Source organism: Pseudomonas sp. 28 E 9 (genome assembly GCF_900004785.1).
In the GTDB taxonomy this organism is placed as follows: Bacteria; Pseudomonadota; Gammaproteobacteria; order Pseudomonadales; family Pseudomonadaceae; genus Aquipseudomonas; species Aquipseudomonas orientalis_A.
Genome location: NZ_CVTK01000053.1, coordinates 71,151 through 90,652, shown reverse-complemented (window position 1 = coordinate 90,652; position 19,502 = coordinate 71,151). Strand labels below are relative to the sequence as shown.

At 61.9% G+C, this 19,502-nt stretch carries 17 protein-coding genes; 12 read left to right on the top strand and 5 right to left on the bottom strand.

Annotation, left to right across the window (positions count from 1 at the left end):
* Positions 1-657 precede the first annotated feature (657 nt).
* From BFQ00_RS20950 to BFQ00_RS20910, 9 genes are all read left to right on the top strand, one after another.
* The gene (locus tag BFQ00_RS20950) at positions 658-1,677 is read left to right on the top strand and encodes a LacI family DNA-binding transcriptional regulator (RefSeq protein ID WP_065934610.1); all 1,020 of its coding nucleotides are present in this window, start codon (positions 658-660) and stop codon (positions 1,675-1,677) included.
* Positions 1,661-2,665, top strand: coding sequence for an ABC transporter substrate-binding protein (locus tag BFQ00_RS20945; protein WP_065934609.1), 1,005 nt, complete (start codon positions 1,661-1,663; stop codon positions 2,663-2,665). The genes BFQ00_RS20950 and BFQ00_RS20945 overlap by 17 nt, the downstream gene beginning before the upstream one ends.
* The gene (locus tag BFQ00_RS20940; protein ID WP_065887405.1) at positions 2,666-3,484 is read left to right on the top strand and encodes an ABC transporter permease; all 819 of its coding nucleotides are present in this window, start codon (positions 2,666-2,668) and stop codon (positions 3,482-3,484) included.
* Entirely contained in the window at positions 3,481-4,275 is a 795-nt protein-coding gene (locus BFQ00_RS20935; RefSeq protein WP_065934608.1) for an ABC transporter permease, read from the top strand. Before BFQ00_RS20940 ends, BFQ00_RS20935 begins: the two co-directional genes overlap by 4 nt.
* Complete coding sequence (locus tag BFQ00_RS20930) at positions 4,272-5,303, top strand: ABC transporter ATP-binding protein (RefSeq protein ID WP_065934607.1); 1,032 nt, start codon at positions 4,272-4,274, stop codon at positions 5,301-5,303. The genes BFQ00_RS20935 and BFQ00_RS20930 overlap by 4 nt, the downstream gene beginning before the upstream one ends.
* Before the next feature lie 9 nt (positions 5,304-5,312).
* A complete protein-coding gene (locus BFQ00_RS20925) occupies positions 5,313-6,146 on the top strand; it encodes a phosphodiesterase (RefSeq protein WP_065887402.1) in 834 nt (277 codons plus the stop codon).
* A 341-nt stretch (positions 6,147-6,487) separates the two neighbouring features.
* Positions 6,488-8,776 carry a 5-methyltetrahydropteroyltriglutamate--homocysteine S-methyltransferase gene (gene metE / locus BFQ00_RS20920; RefSeq protein WP_065934606.1) on the top strand — a complete coding sequence of 763 codons (2,289 nt, stop codon included), beginning with the start codon at positions 6,488-6,490 and terminating at the stop codon, positions 8,774-8,776.
* A 49-nt stretch (positions 8,777-8,825) separates the two neighbouring features.
* Complete coding sequence (gene zapE / locus BFQ00_RS20915) at positions 8,826-9,935, top strand: cell division protein ZapE (protein WP_065934605.1); 1,110 nt, start codon at positions 8,826-8,828, stop codon at positions 9,933-9,935.
* Positions 9,936-10,096: 161 nt separating this feature from the next.
* The gene (locus BFQ00_RS20910) at positions 10,097-10,588 is read left to right on the top strand and encodes a GNAT family N-acetyltransferase (RefSeq protein WP_065887399.1); all 492 of its coding nucleotides are present in this window, start codon (positions 10,097-10,099) and stop codon (positions 10,586-10,588) included.
* Positions 10,589-10,688: 100 nt separating this feature from the next.
* On the opposite strand, the gene BFQ00_RS20905 is transcribed toward BFQ00_RS20910, so the two are convergent.
* The 4 genes from BFQ00_RS20905 to BFQ00_RS29695 all read right to left on the bottom strand — a co-directional run bounded on the left by BFQ00_RS20905 (position 10,689) and on the right by BFQ00_RS29695 (position 15,482).
* Entirely contained in the window at positions 10,689-10,901 is a 213-nt protein-coding gene (locus tag BFQ00_RS20905; protein ID WP_065887398.1) for a hypothetical protein, read from the bottom strand.
* Between the two features lie 141 nt (positions 10,902-11,042).
* Positions 11,043-13,280, bottom strand: coding sequence for a TonB-dependent siderophore receptor (locus tag BFQ00_RS20900; RefSeq protein WP_065934604.1), 2,238 nt, complete (start codon positions 13,278-13,280; stop codon positions 11,043-11,045).
* A 128-nt stretch (positions 13,281-13,408) separates the two neighbouring features.
* Positions 13,409-15,151, bottom strand: coding sequence for a phosphoethanolamine transferase CptA (locus BFQ00_RS20895; protein WP_065893033.1), 1,743 nt, complete (start codon positions 15,149-15,151; stop codon positions 13,409-13,411).
* A 154-nt stretch (positions 15,152-15,305) separates the two neighbouring features.
* Positions 15,306-15,482 (bottom strand): DUF6026 family protein, encoded by a 177-nt coding sequence (locus BFQ00_RS29695; protein WP_163003427.1) that lies wholly within the window; start codon positions 15,480-15,482, stop codon positions 15,306-15,308.
* 259 nt (positions 15,483-15,741) lie between these two features.
* Here BFQ00_RS29695 and gnd point away from each other — a divergent pair, with 259 nt between their 5' ends.
* The 3 genes from gnd to BFQ00_RS20880 are packed head-to-tail and all read left to right on the top strand — an operon-like array spanning position 15,742 to position 19,066.
* Positions 15,742-16,725, top strand: a complete 984-nt coding sequence (gene gnd, locus BFQ00_RS20890) for a phosphogluconate dehydrogenase (NAD(+)-dependent, decarboxylating) (RefSeq protein WP_065887395.1) — start codon at positions 15,742-15,744, stop codon at positions 16,723-16,725.
* A complete protein-coding gene (gene zwf / locus BFQ00_RS20885) occupies positions 16,722-18,245 on the top strand; it encodes a glucose-6-phosphate dehydrogenase (RefSeq protein ID WP_065887394.1) in 1,524 nt (507 codons plus the stop codon). The genes gnd and zwf overlap by 4 nt, the downstream gene beginning before the upstream one ends.
* Positions 18,242-19,066: a Cof-type HAD-IIB family hydrolase gene (locus BFQ00_RS20880; protein WP_065934603.1), complete on the top strand. Its 825-nt coding sequence runs from the start codon at positions 18,242-18,244 to the stop codon at positions 19,064-19,066. The genes zwf and BFQ00_RS20880 overlap by 4 nt, the downstream gene beginning before the upstream one ends.
* 53 nt (positions 19,067-19,119) lie before the next feature.
* Here the strand turns inward: BFQ00_RS20880 and BFQ00_RS20875 are convergent, their stop codons facing one another.
* Positions 19,120-19,380 (bottom strand): hypothetical protein, encoded by a 261-nt coding sequence (locus BFQ00_RS20875; RefSeq protein ID WP_065887392.1) that lies wholly within the window; start codon positions 19,378-19,380, stop codon positions 19,120-19,122.
* Positions 19,381-19,502 lie beyond the last annotated feature (122 nt).

Here is a 19,502-nt window from a genome sequence, read left to right as displayed (position 1 = left end):
CTCGCTGCGCATCGTGGTTACGGGTGGGCGCGGCTGCTTTATGTAGGAGCGAGCTTGCTCGCGAAAAACTCACAGGCGCCGCGTTGATTCAGGAAGCACGCGTTATCGTTGACGTTTTTCGCGAGCAAGAGCTAGGCGCCCCCCTCGCTCCTACAGACGGCGGTGTACGCCACGATGCGAAGCGAGCCGCTCTTGCTCTTGCTTTTGATCTTAGGCGCCCCGTTAAACCACGCTGGCCGCAATTCGATATTGATGTGGGGGGTAAACCGGCAGGACGCCGGTTTAGCCGCCCCGCGCCATGGATGGCGCGTGGCGGCGGCCCCCCACATCAATGTCGGATTGCGGGCACACCGAGCCTGGGCGAGGTGCCGAGTGGTGGGGCAAGAGCCCTTTTGGTTACTTTTGGGGCTCTTTTCCAAAAGTGACCCGCTGTAAAAGCGGAACCCTAAGCAGCCGTGACCGCAGCAATGGATATGTACTCAATCCAAACCACTATCCTGGTCGGCCCAGAGGCCGCCATCGGGGGCAAGCCCCCTCCCACATTGAGCGCGATGTGCAGTCGGGGCACTGACATCAAACCGTCATCTATCCACCACCTTCCTGCCACATTCCCTCGCTAATGTCCTCGCCAATGAGATCGATCTCAAGCGAGCCCCAATGACTGACCTGAAAGACGTAGCACGCCTGGCCGGCGTGTCCCGCGCCACCGCCGCCCGCACTTTTGCTTCCCCGGACCAGGTGCGCCCGGTCACCCGTGAGCAGGTGTTCGCCGCCGCCCGTGAGTTGGGTTTCCGGCCGAACCTGCTGGGCCGCCAGTTGCGCCTGCAGACCACCCAACTGATCGGCGTCGTGGTGCCCAACCTGCTCAACCCGGTGTTCGCCGAGCAGTTCCAGGCCATGGAGCGCGCCGCGCGGTCTCGGGGCTACAGCCTGGTGCTGGCCACCACCGATTACAGCAGCGAGCGCGAAAGCACGGTGGTGGAAGAACTGTTGCGCCAGCGCGTCGACGGTCTGGTGCTGACGGTCACCGATGCCGAAAGCAATGCCGTGCTCAGCAGCCTGAACACCGAAAAGACACCCTTCGTGCTGGCCTACCATCAGCCGAGCAACCCCAACTACAGCGCCGTGTCGGTCGACAACCGCGCGGGCATGGCCCTGGCCACGCGTTATCTGCTGGACGTCGGGCACCGCGGGATCAGCATGGTCGCCGGCCCCGCGTTGCAGTCCGACCGTGCCCGTCTGCGGCATGCGGGGTATTGCGAGGCGATGGAAGCGTACGGTCTCAAGAGCCGCCCGGTGATCGAAATGCCGGCCCACACCCAGGCCGAGTTCACGGCTATCGCGCCGTTTCTCAAGAGCCCCGACGCGCCCACGGCGTTGGTGTGTTCCAACGACTTCCTGGCGATCAGCCTGATTGCCGAATTGCGCCGCAACGCCTGGAACGTTCCTGGGCAACTGTCTGTGATGGGCTTCGATGGCATCAGCCTCGGCACCCAGATGCACCCGACCCTGTGCAGCGTGGTGCAGCCCATTGCGCTGCTGGCCAGCACCGTGATTGACCAACTGCTGGCGCAAATCGCCGGCAACGCCCCGACGTCCCATTGCCTGCCTTGCCATATCCGGCCAGGCGAAAGTACCCAGCCCCATGAGGAGACCCTTGATGCGCGCACTCAGTAAAACCCTGGCAGCCCTGCTGCTGTGCGGTGCGGCCAGCCTGGCCCAGGCCGCCGACACTGCGATTTGCTACAACTGCCCGCCGGACTGGGCCGATTGGGGCACCCAGCTCAAGGCCATCGCCGCCAGCACCGGCGTGCAGGTGCCGCTGGACAACAAAAACTCCGGCCAGTCCCTGGCGCAGTTGGTGGCGGAAAAAGCCGCGCCGGTGGCCGACGTCGTTTACTACGGCGTCACCTTCGGCCTGCAGGCGCAAAAAGCCGAGGTGGTCGACACCTACAAACCCAAGGCCTGGGACCAGATTCCCGCCGGCCTGAAAGACCCGGCCGGCCATTGGTTCGCGATCCATTCCGGGACCCTGGGCATCATGGTCAACGTCGACGCGCTCGGCGGTCTGCCGGTGCCGCAAAGCTGGGCCGACCTGCTCAAGCCTGAGTACAAAGGCATGGTCGGTTACCTCGATCCGTCCAGCGCCTTTGTCGGCTACGTGTCGGCGGTGGCGATCAACCGCGCCATGGGCGGTGACCTGGACAACTTCGCCCCGGCCATCGACTACTTTCGCAAACTGGCAAAAAACAGCCCCATCGTGCCCAAGCAGACCGCCTACGCACGGGTACTGTCCGGCGAGTTGCCGATCCTGGTCGACTACGACTTCAACGCCTACCGCGCCCGCTACAAAGACCAGGCCAATGTCGCCTTCGTGATTCCGCAGGAAGGCAGCATCAGCGTGCCCTACGTCATGAGCCTGGTCGCCAACGCGCCACACCGTGTGAACGCGGAAAAAGTCCTCGACTTCGTGCTCTCGGACGAGGGCCAGGCACTGTGGGCCAAAGCCTACCTGCGCCCGGTGCGGCCGATGAAAATGCCGGCGGACGTCGCCGCACAGTTCCTCCCGGACAGCGACTATGCCCGCGCCGGTGTCGTGGACTACGAAAAAATGGCCGCTGTGCAGGAAGCCTTCGCCGCCCGTTACCTGAACGAGGTCAAGTAAGTGGCGACATCGGCAAAACACGCCGCCTGGGCACTGGCCCCGGCCTTCGCGGTGCTGCTCGCGTTCTGGCTGTTGCCGCTGGCGCACCTGATGGTGCTCGGCGCCGCGAGCCGCGATGGCAGCGGCAGCGGTTACTGGCAGGTGCTCAGCAGTGCGCAGTATTTGGGCAGCCTGGGACAAACCCTGATCCTGGCAGGGGTGGTGACGCTGGTCGCGCTGGTGATCGGCGGTATCAGCGGTGTCTTCCTCGCCCGGCAACAGTTCTTCGGGCGCTCGGCGCTGGTGGCATTGCTCACGTTCCCGCTGGCGTTTCCCGGGGTGGTGGTGGGGTTCCTGGTGATCCTGCTGGCGGGGCGCCAGGGACTGTTTGCCGCGCTGGGCCTGCAACTGGCCGGTGAGCGCTGGATCTTTGCCTACTCGTTGGCGGGGCTGTTCGTGGGCTACCTGTACTTCTCGATTCCCCGGGTAATTCTGACGGTGATGGCTGCCTGCGAAAGCCTCGACCGCAGCCTGGAGGAGGCCGCGCATTCACTGGGGGCAGGGCACTGGCGGGTGGTCTGCGATGTGATCGTGCCGGGCCTGGCGCCGGCGCTGGCGTCGTGCGGGGCGATCTGTTTTGCCACGTCCATGGGCGCGTTCGGCACGGCGTTCACCCTGGGCACACGCCTTAACGTCACGCCCGTGGCGATCTATAACGTGTTCACCAATTACGCCAACTTTGCCGTCGCCGCTGCGCTGTCGGTGGTGCTTGGCGCGGTGACCTGGGCCGTGCTGCTGCTCACGCGGCGCCTGGTGAAAAATTCGGGGACTGTGCTGTGAAGCGCTCATCGCTGTTTGTGCTGCAACTGCTGTTTACCCTGCTGGTGTGCGCCTTCATGTTGGTACCGGTGCTGCTGTCGTTGCTGGCCGGGCTGACACGCAACTTCTTTGTCGGCATTTCCAGCGGCTTGACCTTCGACTGGTTGATCCAGGTGTGGCAAGCCTATTCGCCCACCGTGTGGCTCTCGCTGCAACTGGCCCTGGCCTGCGCGGTGTGCGTCTGCGTGATCGGCGTGCCGGCGGCCTATGCCCTGGTGCGCATGAACAACCGTTTCAGCCGCGCCTTCGAAGAACTGATGGTGCTGCCGGTAGCGATGCCAGGGTTGGCCAGTGCGTTGGCGCTGCTGCTGACGTACGGCCAGTTCGGCAGCTTTCGCAGCAGTTGGCTGTTCATCCTCGTCGGCCATGTGTTGTTCACCTTGCCGTTCCTGGTGCGCCCGGTGATGGCGGTGATGCAGCGCCAGCAACTGCCGGTATTGGAAGAAGCTGCCGCCAGCCTCGGTGCAGGTCCGATCAAGCGCTTTTTCAGCGTGGTGGTGCCCAATTGCCGGGCGGGGATTCTGGCCGGCGTACTGATGGTGGTCACCCTGAGCCTGGGTGAATTCAACCTGACCTGGATGCTCCACACGCCGATGACCAAGACCCTGCCGGTGGGCCTCGCCGACAGCTACGCCTCGGCGCGCCTGGAAATCGCCAGTGCCTACACCCTTATCTTCTTGCTGATGATCGTGCCGCTGCTGATTGCGCTGCAGGCCATCAGTGCCCGTTTGTCCCGTGGAGAGCGTCGATGACCGCTATTACTATTGGCCTGCAAGGCTGTCGCAAGGCGTTCGCCGACGGCACCGTGGCCGTGCATGACCTGCACCTGACCGTCGAAGGCGGCGAAACCCTGGCGATCCTCGGCCCGTCCGGCTGCGGCAAAACCACCACGTTGCGCTTGATCGCCGGCCTGGAACGCCCGGACGTGGGCCAGGTGTTTTTCGGTGATCAGGACGTGACCCGCCTGCCCATCGAGCGCCGCGATGTGGGCATGGTGTTTCAGAATTACGCGCTGTTTCCCAACCTGAATGTGGCCGGCAACATTGTCTACGGCTTGAAGATTCGAGGGATGGCGCCGCGAGAGCGCAACAAGCGCTGCGAAGAACTGCTTGAGTTGGTGGGCTTGCAGCAGCACGGCAAGCGCAGCATCCATGAACTCTCCGGCGGCCAGCGCCAGCGCGTCGCCCTGGCTCGCGCCCTGGCGCCACGCCCGAAAGTATTGCTGCTGGACGAACCGCTGGCGGCCCTCGACGCACAACTGCGCGAGCGCCTGCGCAGTGAGCTGAGCGAACTGCTGCGCGGCCTTGGCATCACCTCGGTGTTCGTCACCCACGACCAGGGCGAGGCCATGGCCCTGGGCGACCGCATCCTGGTGATGGAGCACGGACGCATCGCACAACTGGCCAGCCCACGGGACATTTACCAGAAGCCGGCCAACGCGTTTGTCGCAGGCTTTGTCGGCAACCTCAACGCCTTCGCCGTGAGCGGGTCGTCGCCCAAGGGCTTGAAAGTCTGCGGCGGCGAACTGCCGTGGCATGGCACCGACCAGCCCGACACCTTGTATTGCCGCCCCGAACATCTGCGGGTGATGGAGAGCGAAGGGCACTTGCACGGGCGTCTGCTGGCGCAGTTCTTCCAGGGCGCGCAGAGCCGTTTGCTGGTGGACGTGGGCGGCCCGCAACCGTTGCTGGTCGACAGCAGCGACAACCAGCTGTACGTCGTCGGCGCGCCGATTGCCCTGGCGATTGCGCCGCACATGTTGTTCACCCTGAATGCGTGAGAATCCACTGTGAATCGTCCGTTTATCGTTGCACAGATCAGCGACCTGCACCTCAAGGCCGGCCAGCGCCTCACCTATGGCGTGGTTGACACCCTGGGCGCGCTGCGCCGCGCCGTCGATCACCTGAACGCCAGCCAACCACGGCCTGACATCGTGGTGATCAGCGGCGACCTCGTGGACTTCGGCCGCGCCGATGAATACGCCGTGCTGCACCCTGAACTCGCGCGCCTGCACATGCCGTGCTACCTGGTACCCGGCAATCACGACGCGCGCGGGCCGTTGCTCGATGCGTTCGGCGATCATGCCTACTTGCCGTTATCGGCAGAGGGCCCGCTGGACTGGGTCGTAGACACGCATCCGCTGCGCCTGATCGGCCTCGACTCCACCATTCCCGGCAGCCATGGCGGCCAGTTGCTGGACAGCCAATTGCACTGGCTCGATGAGCAACTGGCGCTGCGCCCGCAGGCGCCGACCTTGCTGATCCTGCATCACCCGCCGTTTATCAGCGGCATCGGTCATATGGACCGCGAACCCTTCATCAACGCCGCCGCCCTGGAGCGCGTGGTGGCACGCCACCCGCAGGTGGAGCGCCTGTTGTGCGGGCATCTGCATCGGCCGATGCAGCGCCGTTTCGGTGCCAGCCTCAGTTGTGTATGCCCCGGCACGTCCCACCAGATCGTGCTGGATTTGCAGGACGCGGCGCCCGCGCATTTCAACCTGGAGCCGGCGGGCTATCTGTTGCATCGCTGGGATGCGCAACAGGGTTTGATCAGCCATAACGGCGTGTTCGGGGATTATCCGGGGCCGTATCCGTTCTATGACGCGCATGGGTTGATTGACTGAGGTTTTGATTCGGCTGATGTAATCACTGTGGGGGCATAGGTATCTCCACAGCTAGGGTACGGCGCCGGACCTTTGGCGGGGGAGCTTGCTCGTCACAGGTCCAAATGTGGGAGGGGGCTTGCCCCCGATGGCGGCCTCCGAGCCGACCAGGGCGTTGGATCAGATCGAGTACATATCCGTTTTCTGCAGTCACGGCTGCTTTTACCGGCGTTACGGGCGGGCGCTGCGTTGCTGTCTGTATGAATGAATTTTGTATTCATCTAAAGAAAAATGAGTTTGTCTCATTATCGCCATCTCCCGACAATGACCGCCATAGATACCGACATTGGAGATAAAAAGTCATGGCAGTCGCTCATTCCCTCGGATTTCCGCGCATTGGACGCGATCGTGAACTGAAAAAAGCGCAGGAAGCGTTCTGGAAGGGCGAGCTCGATGAGGCCGGCCTGCGCGCCGTGGGGCGTGACTTGCGCAAGGCCCATTGGGACCTGCAGAAACAGGCCGGCATCGAGTTGCTGCCCGCCGGTGATTTCGCCTGGTACGACCAGGTGCTGACCCACTCGCTGATGTTTGGCGTGATCCCGGAGCGTTTCCGTCCGGCCGATGGCCAGGCCACGTTGCACACGTTATTCGGCATGGCCCGTGGCGTCAGCGATGCGTGCTGCGCCGGTGCTCACGCCCAGGAGATGACCAAGTGGTTCGATACCAACTATCACTACCTGGTGCCGGAGTTCAGCGTCGATCAGCAATTCCACCTCGGATGGGACCAGCTGTTCGAAGAAGTCCAGGAAGCCCGCGACCTCGGGCACGCCGTCAAGCCGGTGGTGATTGGCCCGCTGACGTACCTGTGGCTGGGCAAGGCCAAGGGCGGCGACTTCGACAAGCTTGATCTGCTCGACCGCCTGCTGCCGCTGTACGGCCAGATCTTCCAGCGCCTGGCGGAGCAGGGTGTCGAGTGGGTGCAGATCGACGAGCCGATCCTGGTGCTCGATCTGCCGCAGGAGTGGAAGAATGCCTTTGAGCGTGCCTACAACCTGATCCAGCGTGATCCGTTGAAGAAACTGGTGGCCACCTACTTTGGCGGGCTGGAAGAAAACCTCGGCCTGGCCGCCAATCTGCCGGTCGACGGGCTGCACATCGACCTGGTACGGGCGCCGGAGCAATACCCGACGATTCTTGATCGCCTGCCGGCTTATAAGGTGCTGTCCCTAGGCGTGGTCAACGGCCGTAACGTGTGGCGCTGTGACCTGGAAAAAGCCCTGGCGACGTTGCAACACGCCCAGGACAAACTTGGTGAGCGCTTGTGGGTCGCGCCGTCCTGTTCACTGCTGCACAGCCCGGTGGATCTGGCGCGTGAGGACCAGTTGGACGCCGAGTTGAAGAGCTGGCTGGCCTTCGCCTTGCAAAAGTGCGCGGAAGTCGCGGTACTGACCCAGGCCCTCGACCAGCCCGAGGCGCCGCAGGTGCTGGCCGCGCTGGCTGAGAGTCGCGCGGTACAGGCTGCGCGCGCCGCTTCGCCGCGTATTCACAAGCCCGCTGTGCAAGCGCGCGTTGCCGCGATCAGCGCCAGGGACAGCCAGCGCCAATCGCCGTTTGCCCAGCGTATCGAGAAGCAGCGGGCCGGCCTCGACCTGCCGCTGTTTCCCACCACTACCATCGGTTCGTTCCCGCAAACTGCGTCGATCCGCCTGGCGCGCCAGTCGTACAAGGCCGGCAAGTTGAGCGAAGCCGAATACGTCGAAGCGATGCACAGCGAGATCAGGCACGCGGTTGAGGTGCAGGAGAACCTCGGGCTGGATGTGCTGGTGCACGGTGAGGCCGAACGTAACGACATGGTCGAATACTTCGCCGAGCAATTGGACGGCTACGCGTTCAGCCGTTTCGGCTGGGTGCAGAGCTACGGTTCGCGCTGTGTGAAACCGGCGCTGATCTACGGCGACCTGAGCCGTCCGAAAGCCATGACGGTGGAGTGGATTCGTTATGCCCAGGGCCTCACGCGCAAGGTGCTCAAGGGCATGTTGACGGGCCCGGTGACCATGCTGATGTGGTCATTCCCACGGGAAGACGTGAGCCGTGAAGTGCAGGCCCGGCAGTTGGCCCTGGCGCTGCGTGACGAGGTGGTGGACCTGGAAGCCGCCGGTATCCGGATCGTGCAGATCGACGAGGCCGCGTTCCGCGAAGGCTTGCCGTTGCGTCAGGCGCAATGGCCGCACTACCTGGACTGGGCCACCGAAGTGTTCCGCCTGTGCGCCTGCGGCGTGCGTGACGAGACCCAGATCCACACCCACATGTGCTACAGCGAATTCAACGATGTGATCGAGTCCATCGCGGCGATGGATGCCGACGTCATCACCATTGAAACCTCGCGCTCGGACATGGCGTTGCTCGATGCGTTCGAAGCCTTCGACTACCCCAACGACATCGGCCCCGGCGTCTACGACATCCACTCGCCGCGGGTGCCGGAGGTGGCGCAGATGGTTGACTTGCTGCGCAAGGCGGCCAAGCGGATTCCGGCTCAGCGATTGTGGGTGAACCCCGATTGCGGCCTGAAAACCCGTGGCTGGCCGGAGACGGAAGCGGCGTTGGTTCACATGGTGACGGCGGCGCGCCAGCTGCGTGCGGAACTGGGCTGAGGGCGAAGATTGCGCGGTAGACGTTTGCGTTGTACGGCATACTGCGCCAATGACTTTCGACTCGCCGCTCGCCGCTTATCAACACGCTATCGCCCGGCAGGGCTTCGTGCCCGACGACGCTCAACGCCGGGCGGTGCAGGCCTTGCAAGCCTGTCACCAGGCGTTGCATCAGGGCGGTTCGCCGATTACCGGCGTTTACCTGTGGGGGCCGGTGGGGCGCGGCAAGACCTGGCTGATGGACCAGTTCCATCAAAGCCTGCGCGTGCCCGCGCGCCGCCAGCATTTTCATCACTTCATGGGCTGGGTGCACCAGCGCTCGTTCCAGCTCACCGGCACCCGTGACCCGCTGCAGGCGTTGGCGCGGGAACTGAGCCGGGACGTGCGCGTACTGTGCTTCGACGAGTTGTTCGTCAATGACATCGGTGACGCAATCATTCTCGGCCGTCTGTTTCAGGTGATGTTCGAGGAGGGCGTGGTGATGGTTTGCACCTCCAATCAACCCCCTGAGCATCTGTACGCCGAAGGTTTCAACCGTGAGCGGTTCTTGCCGGGTATCGCGGCGATCAATCGGCATATGCAGGTGCTGGCCGTGGACGGCGGCGAGGATCATCGCCTGCATCCCGGCGTGGGTCTGCAGCGCTACTGGGTCAATCGGCCCGATGCACTGGCCACGCTGTTCCGGCAGATGAGCGACGGGCAAATCCTCAGCGACGAGAAGGAAGTGAACGTGGGGCATCGCACGATAGCGGCGGTGCAGGCCGGTGACGCGGTGCTGTGGTGCCGTTACGCCGAGCTCTGCGAACAACCTCTGGCGGCGATGGATTTCATGCTGCTGTGTGATCGCTTCAAGGCCATCCTGCTGGGAGAGGTGCCCAACCTCAGCGCACAGCAACGCCCTGGTCGCATTGCCCGGGGTACCGAAGACGGCGCCGAGCGCGTGGTCGCGGGGGATCGGCAATTGCCGGAGTTGTCCAGGCATGATGACAGCGTGCGACGCTTCATCGCGCTGGTGGATGAGTGTTACGACCGCAAAGTGCCGTTGTTCATCGAGGCCCGGGTGCCGCTGGAGCGTCTCTATACCGAAGGCTACCTGGCGTTTCCTTTTCGGCGCACCTTGAGCCGCTTGCGCGAAATGCAGCTGCAGCGCTTCGGCGCCTGAGAACCCCGCGTTCATTGCGCTTGAGGCGTTGGATACGTGCAATCTACGCGCTTTCTGTCAGACATTTGTCGTTAATCTCCTTCATCTACTGCCGACTCCATGCTTACAATCAACCTTCTCAAAGGGAATCGGTTCCCTGGTTGTCGTTATCGAGGAAGGAAATGGACACCCCAGACATCCTGGTGCTGCAAGCCAGCTACACCAACGCCGTACACGCCGATGCCATCGGCTCGCTGCTCAACCACTATGCTGAAGACCCGATGGGCGGCGGCCACAGTTTGCCGGCCGACCTGTTGCAGCAACTGCCTGCGGAGCTGGCCAAGCGCCCTCATGCGTTCAGTGTGCTGGCGTTCGTTGGGGGTGTCCCGGCCGGGCTGGTCAATTGCTTCGAAGGGTTTTCGACCTTCGCCTGTCGGCCCTTGGTCAACGTCCACGATGTGATGGTGGCGCAACAGTTTCGGGGCTTGGGGTTAAGTCAGAAGATGCTGCAGAAGGTCGAGGAAATCGCCCGGCAGCGCGGTTGCTGCAAGATCACCCTGGAAGTGCTAGAAGGCAATGCGCTGGCCCAGTCGGCGTATCGCAAGTTCGGTTTCGACGATTCGGTATTTGATCCCGCCCATGGCCGCATGTTGTTCTGGAACAAGGCACTTTAATAAGCACAGCAAAAAAAGGCGCCATTGAATGGCGCCCAATAAAACCTTTGCCAAAGGAGCGGGTTGGCACAGGGTACTTGCGGATTAACTCAGTATTAAATCAACTTTTGGGGTGGGCGGGTTCGGCAGTAGTTGCTTTAACCGGTTTGCCATCGGCGGACGCAACTTGCTGCTCGGCCTTGCCGTGGGTTGTTTCCTGACTCAGGCTGAAGTTCTTGTAGAACTCCTTGGAGCGCTCTGAACCGCCCTCTGCAAAGGCGGCGGCGGAGGTCAGGGTCATCAGGCTGGCAAGCATCAGTGTCGAGAGTTTCATTTCAGTATTCCCATTAAGAGTGATAGGTGTCCGGTCACTCCGTGATCAGATCGTGGGGCGACTATGGCGCTATCTTATTAAGTGGGAATTAACGAAATTGCCCCGCGAAGTTAATAGTTTTTAACTTCGCGGGGCAGGGTGCTACAGCCTCCAGTCCAATGCCAGGGTAATCGAGCGCGGATCGCCCCAATACACGCCATTGTAAAAACCGACGCGCTCGTAATATTTTTTGTCAAACAGATTATTGACGTTGATCGATGCCGTCAGCTGCTCGTCGAACTCGTAGCGCGACATCAGGTTGACCACGGTGTAGCCCGCTTGCTCGATCTTTGCCCGCGTGGTGATCAAGTTGCCTTTGTCATTGCGTTCGCCCGTGGGCCGGTTGCCGAACTCATGGATGTCGCTCTGCCAATTCACCGCGCCGCCCACGGTCAGGTTGCGCCAGGCCCCCGGCAGGCGATAAGCGCTGGATATTTTCAGCAGGTTCAACGGCTGGCCGGTGTTGTTGCGCTGGCCGGTACCATTTACCGAATGGGTGTAGGTGTAGCCGGCGGTCAGGTTCCAGTCCGGTGTGATTTCGCCGGCCGCCTCCAGCTCGAAACCCTTCACCTTGTTACCCTTGCCGCCGGATTTGTAGTATTCCTCGCCGGTGACCGGGTTGGGCGGCACCGCGTCATCGCGCTCGGCGACGTTGTCCTGGGTGCTCCAGAAATACGCCGCCGCCAGGTTCAGACGCTCGTTGAGCACGCTGCCCTTGAGGCCAACTTCATAGTTGCTGCCCACCACCGGCTCCAGGTATTTCTTGTTCACGTCTTTCGCGCTTTGCGGCTTGAAGATGTCGGTGTAGCTCGCGTAGACGGTGTACTGCGGCGTGATGTCGTACAGCAACCCGGCGTAGGGCGTGAACATATCGTTATGGGTCTGGCCGGTTTTGCCGGAAGCGGTCAGTTGATTGTTGGCGTTGTATTCGGGGGTGGCGCTTTCCAGCTCCCAACTGCCGTAGCGGCTGCCGAGTACGGCGTGCAGGCGGTCGGTCAGGCTCAGGCGAGTGGCGAGGTAGCCGGCTTTCTGTTGTTTCTTGCTGTGCTCGCCCTTGAGGTCGGTGACCTCATCGGTGAACTTGCCGATACCGCCCATGTGCTTCCAGTCCGCGATGGGGTAATAGCTGGCAGGCAGGTTGCTGCGCATGAAGGGCGAAGTGTCCCGTTGCGCGGCCTCGCCATAGCCCATCATCAGCGCATGTTCGCGGCCCAGCAGCGCGTAGCTGCCGGCCAGGTTGAGGTCGATGGCCTCCATTCTCGACGTGCCGCGCATATGGCTGGCCCAGGCGGTCATGCCGCTGCGGTCGGCATTGGGGAAACCCGCGCCGCCGTAGTACACCTTGCCATCGGTATCGCTCTGGCGATGGGTGTAGGCGGCCTTCAGGTGCCAGTCGCCGCCGAGGCGATGGTCGAGGGTGGCGAAGGTGGTCTTGTCGGTCAGTGGCCAGGAGCTCCAGTGCGCGGCCATATTGGTGGAGCGCGACAGCCCGGCCTTGCCGCCCTGGCTGTTCCAGTAGGGCACGGTGCCCCAGGACGTGCCTTGTACCTGTTTGTCCTGGTAATCAAAACCTACGGCCAGCACGGTGTCGTCGGACAGGTCGCCCTCGAGAATGCCGTAGCCGACCGCGCGCTGCAGTGCATAGTTATCGCGCAAGGATTTGCTGTCTCGGTACGCCAGTACGCTGCGCCCGCGCAACTTGCCGTCGAAGGCCAGCGGGCCGCCGACGTCGAGGTAGCTGTAATAGTTGTCATGGGTGGCGCCACTGACCCCGGTTTTCGCCTGCCATTGGGCGGTCGGGCGCTTGCGTACCATATTGACGGTGGCCGAAGGATCGCCCGCGCCGGTCGTCAGGCCGGTGGCGCCGCGCACCACTTCGATACGGTCATAGATGATGGTGTCGGCGTCGCTCTTCATGTAGCCGAAGGTGTTGAGCATCCCGTCAATCTGGAAGTTGTTGATGCCGTAGCCACGGGAGGTATAGGACACGCGGTCCGAGTCATTGTGCTGGACGTTGATGCCGGTGGTCTGGCGTAACACATCGGTCAGGGTGTTGAGGTTGAAATCATCCATCTGCTGGCGCGTGATCACCGAGATAGATTGCGGGGTTTCCTTGACGGACAGGTTCAGGCGCGTGGCGGTGCTCATCGAGCCCGTGGTGTAGGCGCCGGTGTGCTCGGTGGTCGCGCCCAGGCTGTCGGCGGTGACGCGGGTGGCGCCCAGTTCGAGGGCTCTGGCGGGGGCGTGTTCGGGGTCGGTTTCGGCCAGCAGTTCAGCGCTTGGCGCAAGGCTGAACAGGCCCAGGGTAAGGGTGATGGAACGGGTGAAAGGCGCGAGCATCGCGGCGAACTCCTTGTCGTCTTTGAGGCCGCCCCGGAAAGGGCGGGTATGGCTCAAAGACGAAAGGAGGCGCGGAACTTTAGGCTTTAACGAGAATGATTATTATCTTTCGTTTATAAACCTCTCGGTTACTTGACCACCACCTCGGTGCTGTCGGCCTTTTTCGGTTTGATCAGGCTGAAGTCGATCAAGGCTTTCTGCTTGGTCTCGTAAGGGTTACCGATCAGCAGGGGACGCGGCTTGAAGCTGTCACTGACCAGGCTTTTGCTGCGGTCCAGTTCATCGAAGCTCAAACCGGCCAGGTCCGCCCACGTGTGGATCAACTGCGAGCTGCTGTAAGGCCGCTGCAGGTCGCCGGCGAAGCTCCAGTCGTGGCTTTCGCGCCACTTGGGCGAGGCGTAGGCCATAAAGGGAATGGTGTACATCGGCGCGGTCGGCTTGCCTTCGTTGCGGCCCAGGGTGTCATGGCCGACAGAGTCGAACACGTCTTCGCCGTGGTCCGACAGGTACAGCAAAAAGCCGTTGGGGTCGGTCTTGGCGTAGTCCTTGATCAGGCTCGAGACCACGAAGTCGTTGTACAGCACCGCGTTGTCATAGCTGTTGTACGTCGGCAACTGGGCGTCGCTGACGCCCGGCGGCACGCCCTGGCGATCGGTGAATTTGTCGAACGTCGGCGGATAGCGGTACTGGTAGCTCATGTGCGTGCCCAACAGGTGCACTACGATGAACTTGCGCTCGGCGGTATCGGCCAGGGCCTTGGAAAACGGCGCGAGTACATCGCCGTCGTATTGGCGGGCGTTCTGATTGCGATTGTTGTTCAGGTACACCTGCTCGTCGGCCTGTTCGGAAAAGGTCGTGAGCATGGTGTTGCGCTTGGTCATGGTCTGCTGGTTGGTGATCCAGAACGTCTTGTAGCCGGCCTGTTTCATCACGCTGACGATCGACGGCGTCTTGAGGTACAGGTCCGGGTTTTCTTCGTCGGCGAAGGTCAGTACCTGTTGCAACGCTTCGATGGTGTAGGGGCGCGGGGTGATGACATTGTCGAACACCGCCAGTTGGTCGCGCAGCTTGTCCAGTTCCGGCGTGGTATTGCGCGGGTAGCCATAGAGGCTCATGCGCTGGCGGTTGGTGGACTCGCCGATTACCAGCACCAGCGTGGACGGCTGGCCGGCCATGCTGTCCTTGAGGTTTTTCAAGGGTGGAATCTGGCTGGCGCTGGTCAGCATGCCTTGCATGTTGTCCAGTTGTTCGGTGTAGCGGCGGTAGGCGACGATCATCTGCCAGGGCACAGCCGGTTCGATCCGGGTTTCAAAGCGGTCGATGGCCTGTTCCATGGTGTCGCTGGTGGCGATCTGCTTGACCAGCGGGTAGCCGACAATCGCCAATACGATGGCGATGGCCGCCACGATCGACTGGCCGCGCGGCAAGTACACCGGGCGCAAGCGTGTCCACAGGAACACCGCGAAGGCGGTGTGGGCGATGAACGCCAGCACGATCCACCAGGCAAAATACTGGGTAGCGTATTCGCCCGCTTCAGAAATGTTCGACTCGAACATGATGAAGATCACGCTCTGGGAAAATTCCTGCTGGTAAATAAAGAAGTAACCCAGGCTGGCCATGGAGCAGGCCCACAGCACCACGCCGATCACGGCGGCCAGTACCCGCGTTTGCCGGGGGAACAGCAGCATCGGTGCCAGCCACAGTGCACTCATGAAGAATGCCTGGCGGAAACCACTGAAGCCGGACGTACCGGTCAGTTGGATAAGCAGCTGGGTAATACCCGAGAAGTACCAGAAAAACAGGAATAACCAGCCAAGGCCGGCCCAATCAAAACCTTTCGCAGTCGTCGTGCTGCGTTTGAACATCGCCATCCAGCGCCCCATCAGAAAATGATCGTCGCGCACACGCGCGCAACATCGGGCCGCTCAGAACATGAGCGGCATCGCGGGCGGGAGTATCGGGACAGGCGTGTGAAAACTTTGTGAGTTTTCTGTAGGTATTGCCTTACAAACTAACCAAAGGCGTTCAGCAGAGTGCGGGCTTGGCGCCGGACGGCAGCTCCAGCTGGGCCTGGAGGTGCGAACGCAGGCGCAGGACTTCCTGTTGCAACTGATCGCGCTCGTCCTTCAACTGACGCAATTCATCGCGGCGGATGCTGACGTAGAGGGTCTGTGGCGGTCGGGTCATCTGTGCTGTGCTCATTGCTTGCCTCGCAAATAGCCGGGTAGATCGCGCCGCCGAAACAGGTGAGCGGCAGCAGTCGTGGCAAGTTTGAATTCTTTTTCACATCAAGGGAACTTTTTTATTTTTGGTGGTCGTGTGACTTTTGCCGCCGTGATGGTGAAATGCTGGCAACTTTTTTAGCATGAAACTACGCGGATCCGCTCTGGACTAACCCTCATTAGCCTCATTGCGCTATAAACTATGTCACACATTTTTTAGCAGTTAGGAGCATCAGCACATGCAACTGGGGATTATCGGACTAGGCCGCATGGGCGGTAACATTGCGCGGCGCCTGATGCTCAATGGGCATACCACCGTTGTATATGACCGTAACGAAGCCTTTGTCAAAGGCCTGAGCGAGGAGGGCGCCACTGGCGTCGCCGACTTGAAAGCCCTGGTGGCCGGCCTGCAAAAGCCTCGCGCTGTGTGGGTAATGTTACCGGCGGGCGCTCCCACCGAAGACACCATCAACGAACTGAGCGGGCTGCTGGAAAGCGGTGACGTGATCATTGATGGCGGCAACACCAATTACAAGGACGACGTACGTCGCGGCAAGGCCCTGGCGGAAAAAGGCCTGCATTACGTCGATGTCGGCACCTCCGGCGGCGTGTGGGGGCTGGAACGCGGCTACTGCATGATGATCGGTGGCGACGTCGAAACCGTGCAGCGCCTTGATCCGATCTTCAAGAGCCTGGCGCCTGGCATCGGCAGCATCCCACGCACCAGGGACCGTTCGGCCTCCGCCGACCCGCGTGCCGAGCACGGCTACATTCATGCCGGCCCGGCGGGCTCCGGCCACTTCGTCAAGATGATCCACAACGGCATTGAATACGGCATGATGCAGGCGTTTGCCGAAGGTTTTGACATTCTCAAGACCAAGAACTCGGACAACCTGCCCGAAGACCAACGCTTCGACCTGAACGTGGCCGACATTGCCGAAGTCTGGCGTCGTGGCAGCGTAGTGTCGTCGTGGCTGCTGGACCTGACCGCCGATGCCCTGGCGACCGATCCGAAGCTGGACGGCTATTCCGGTTCCGTGGCCGACAGCGGCGAAGGCCGTTGGACCATCGAAGCGGCCATGGAGCAAGCTGTGCCGGTACCGGTGCTGTCGACGTCGCTGTTCGCCCGTTTCCGTTCGCGCCAGCAGAGCACCTACGGTGACAAAATGCTCTCGGCCATGCGCTTCGGCTTTGGCGGCCACGTGGAGACTTCCAAAAAATGACCGCCAACGGCAAGAAACCCAAGGCCGAACCCGCTCCACCCACTACCTTGTTTCTGTTTGGCGCCCATGGCGACCTGGTCAAGCGCCTGCTGATGCCGGCGCTGTACAACCTGAGTCGCGACGGGCTGCTGGGCGATGGCCTGCGCATTGTGGGCGTTGATCACAACGCCATCAGCGACGCTGACTTCGCCAAGAAACTCGAGGACTTCATTCGCACCGAAGCCGCCGGCAAGGTCCGGGGCAATGCCGACAATGGGCTGGACCCACAGCTGTGGGCCCAGTTGGCCAAAGGCATCAGCTACGTCGAGGGTGACTTCCTCGACGACAGCACCTACGCCGATATCGCGCAGAAAATTGCCGACAGCGGCAGCGCCAATGCGGTGTTCTACCTCGCGACAGCACCGCGCTTCTTCAGTGAAGTGGTGCAGCGCCTGGGCAGTGCCGGGTTGCTCGATGAGACGCAGGAGGGGTTTCGCCGCGTGGTCATCGAGAAACCGTTCGGCTCCGACCTGGCCAGCGCCGAAGCGTTGAATGCGTGCCTGCTCAAGGTGATGAGCGAGAAGCAGATCTATCGCATCGACCATTACCTGGGCAAGGAAACGGTGCAGAACATCCTCATCAGCCGTTTCTCCAACGTGCTGTTCGAGGCGTTCTGGAACAACCATTACATCGACCACGTGCAAATCACCGCCGCAGAAACCGTCGGCGTCGAAACCCGGGGCAATTTCTTCGAAAAAACCGGCACGCTGCGGGACATGGTACCCAACCACCTGTTCCAGTTGCTGGCCATGGTCGCGATGGAGCCACCGGCAGCCTTCGGTGCCGACGCTGTGCGCGGTGAGAAGGCCAAGGTGGTCGGTGCCATCCGGCCCTGGTCCCTGGAAGATGCGCGGGCCAACTCCGTGCGCGGCCAGTACACCGCCGGTGAAATCGCCGGCAAGCAACTGCCGGGCTATCGCGAAGAAGCCAATGTCGCGCCTGACAGCAGCACCGAGACCTTCGTTGCGCTGAAGGTGATGATCGACAACTGGCGCTGGGTCGGCGTGCCGTTCTACCTGCGTACCGGCAAGCGCATGAGCATCCGCGACACCGAGATCGTGATCTGCTTCAAGCAGGCGCCTTACGCGCAGTTTCGCGACACCGACGTCGATGAGCTCAAGCCCACCTACCTGAAGATCCAGATCCAGCCGAACGAAGGCATGTGGTTCGACCTGCTGGCCAAAAAGCCCGGGCCGACCCTGGAAATGGCCAATATCGAGTTGGGATTCGACTACAAGGACTTCTTCGAGATGCAGCCGTCGACAGGTTACGAAACCCTGATCTACGACTGCATGACCGGCGACCAGACCCTGTTCCAGCGCGCCGACAATATCGAGAACGGCTGGCGCGCCGTGCAGCCGTTCCTGGATGCCTGGAAAGAAGACGATGGCATCCAGACCTACAAGGCCGGCGAAGATGGCCCGGCGGCGTCGGATGCATTGCTGGCCCGTGACGGCCGTGCCTGGCATAGCCTCGGATGAGTGATGCAGCGATTCATCCCATCCGTTTTATCCTCAGTGATGTGGACGGCACCTTGCTGCATCCGGATCACAGCCTCAGCCCGCGCACAGCCGATGCGATTCGCGCGTTGCGTGATGCCGGGGTGTTTTTCAGCCTGGCCAGCGGGCGCCCGCCCAAGGCCATGATGCACCTGATCGAGACCTTCGGTATCGACGTGCCGGTGGCGGGGTTCAACGGCGGTACGTTGATCAACCCCGATGGCAGCATCCTGGTGGCCCACCATCTGCCGGCGGAAGCGGCGTTAGTGACCCTGGCACTGTTCTCGGCCGAACCGGATGTGGAAGTCTGGGTGTTCGCCGATGGCGACTGGCTGCGCCGTGACTCGCCCGGGCCGATGGAGCAGCGCGAAGCCGACGGCCTGGGGTATGGGCCGGTGGTGGTGGAGAGTTTCGAGCCCTACCTGGACCGGGTCGACAAGATCGTCGCCGCGAGCAATAACACGCAGTTGCTGGTGGAGCTGGAAGCGCAGCTGCAGCCGAAGGTGAAGGGCCTGGCCCAGGTCTCACGTTCACAGCCGGTTTATCTGGATGTGACGGCGATGCTGGCGAATAAAGGCGAGGCCTTGAAGACCCTGGCGGCGCACCTTGAGGTGCCGCTTGCGCAAACGGCAGCCATTGGCGACGGCGGCAACGATCCGGCGATGTTTCAGGTGGCCGGTTTATCGATTGCCATGGGCCAGGCGGAAGAAACCGTCAAGCGTCAGGCCAGCGTGGTCACCGGCAGCAATGTCGAGGACGGTGCTGCCGAAGCGTTCGAGCGATTTATACTCAACGCACGATAAGTAAGTGCAACTTCCGATCACTCTAATGCAGTGATCGGAAGTTCCCGCCTCACTTACTTGGGCATTGCCCATTGCTGCAACTGGTAGCCACTTTTGTCGAGCTCGGCACGGGCCTGCAACAGCAAGTCTTCCAATTGCGCCGGGTCAGTGTAAGTGGTCGATGACAGCTGTTGGCTGCCGATACGGGTGTTGGTGCGGTCGATGACGCTCAGGCTGAGGGCGCCATGACCGTCGTGCCAGGCCACGCACTGGAAGGGCTGGAAGGCACGGTCTGCAATCAAAAGAGCTTCGTTGATGCGCAGCGGAGCGTTCATGTGTGTCGTCTCTCTCTGTGCCCATTCAAGTGAATACCGGCGGTTGGGCTGACCGTACGGTGGGTTACTTGTACTGATGCACGATGGTGGGGGGCGGGTCACATGCCAGGACAAGAAATTTT

What these genes read in the sequence shown, in the direction of transcription:
- BFQ00_RS20950 (WP_065934610.1), top strand. Translation starts at nt 658, where the DNA reads ATGACTGACCTGAAAGACGTAGCACGCCTGGCCGGCGTGTCCCGCGCC.
- BFQ00_RS20945 (WP_065934609.1), top strand. Translation starts at nt 1,661, where the DNA reads ATGCGCGCACTCAGTAAAACCCTGGCAGCCCTGCTGCTGTGCGGTGCG.
- BFQ00_RS20930 (WP_065934607.1), top strand. Translation starts at nt 4,272, where the DNA reads ATGACCGCTATTACTATTGGCCTGCAAGGCTGTCGCAAGGCGTTCGCC.
- metE (WP_065934606.1), top strand. Translation starts at nt 6,488, where the DNA reads ATGGCAGTCGCTCATTCCCTCGGATTTCCGCGCATTGGACGCGATCGT.
- zapE (WP_065934605.1), top strand. Translation starts at nt 8,826, where the DNA reads ATGACTTTCGACTCGCCGCTCGCCGCTTATCAACACGCTATCGCCCGG.
- BFQ00_RS20910 (WP_065887399.1), top strand. Translation starts at nt 10,097, where the DNA reads ATGGACACCCCAGACATCCTGGTGCTGCAAGCCAGCTACACCAACGCC.
- BFQ00_RS20905 (WP_065887398.1), bottom strand. Translation starts at nt 10,901, where the DNA reads ATGAAACTCTCGACACTGATGCTTGCCAGCCTGATGACCCTGACCTCC.
- BFQ00_RS20900 (WP_065934604.1), bottom strand. Translation starts at nt 13,280, where the DNA reads ATGCTCGCGCCTTTCACCCGTTCCATCACCCTTACCCTGGGCCTGTTC.
- BFQ00_RS20895 (WP_065893033.1), bottom strand. Translation starts at nt 15,151, where the DNA reads ATGGCGATGTTCAAACGCAGCACGACGACTGCGAAAGGTTTTGATTGG.
- BFQ00_RS29695 (WP_163003427.1), bottom strand. Translation starts at nt 15,482, where the DNA reads ATGAGCACAGCACAGATGACCCGACCGCCACAGACCCTCTACGTCAGC.
- gnd (WP_065887395.1), top strand. Translation starts at nt 15,742, where the DNA reads ATGCAACTGGGGATTATCGGACTAGGCCGCATGGGCGGTAACATTGCG.
- zwf (WP_065887394.1), top strand. Translation starts at nt 16,722, where the DNA reads ATGACCGCCAACGGCAAGAAACCCAAGGCCGAACCCGCTCCACCCACT.
- BFQ00_RS20880 (WP_065934603.1), top strand. Translation starts at nt 18,242, where the DNA reads ATGAGTGATGCAGCGATTCATCCCATCCGTTTTATCCTCAGTGATGTG.
- BFQ00_RS20875 (WP_065887392.1), bottom strand. Translation starts at nt 19,380, where the DNA reads ATGAACGCTCCGCTGCGCATCAACGAAGCTCTTTTGATTGCAGACCGT.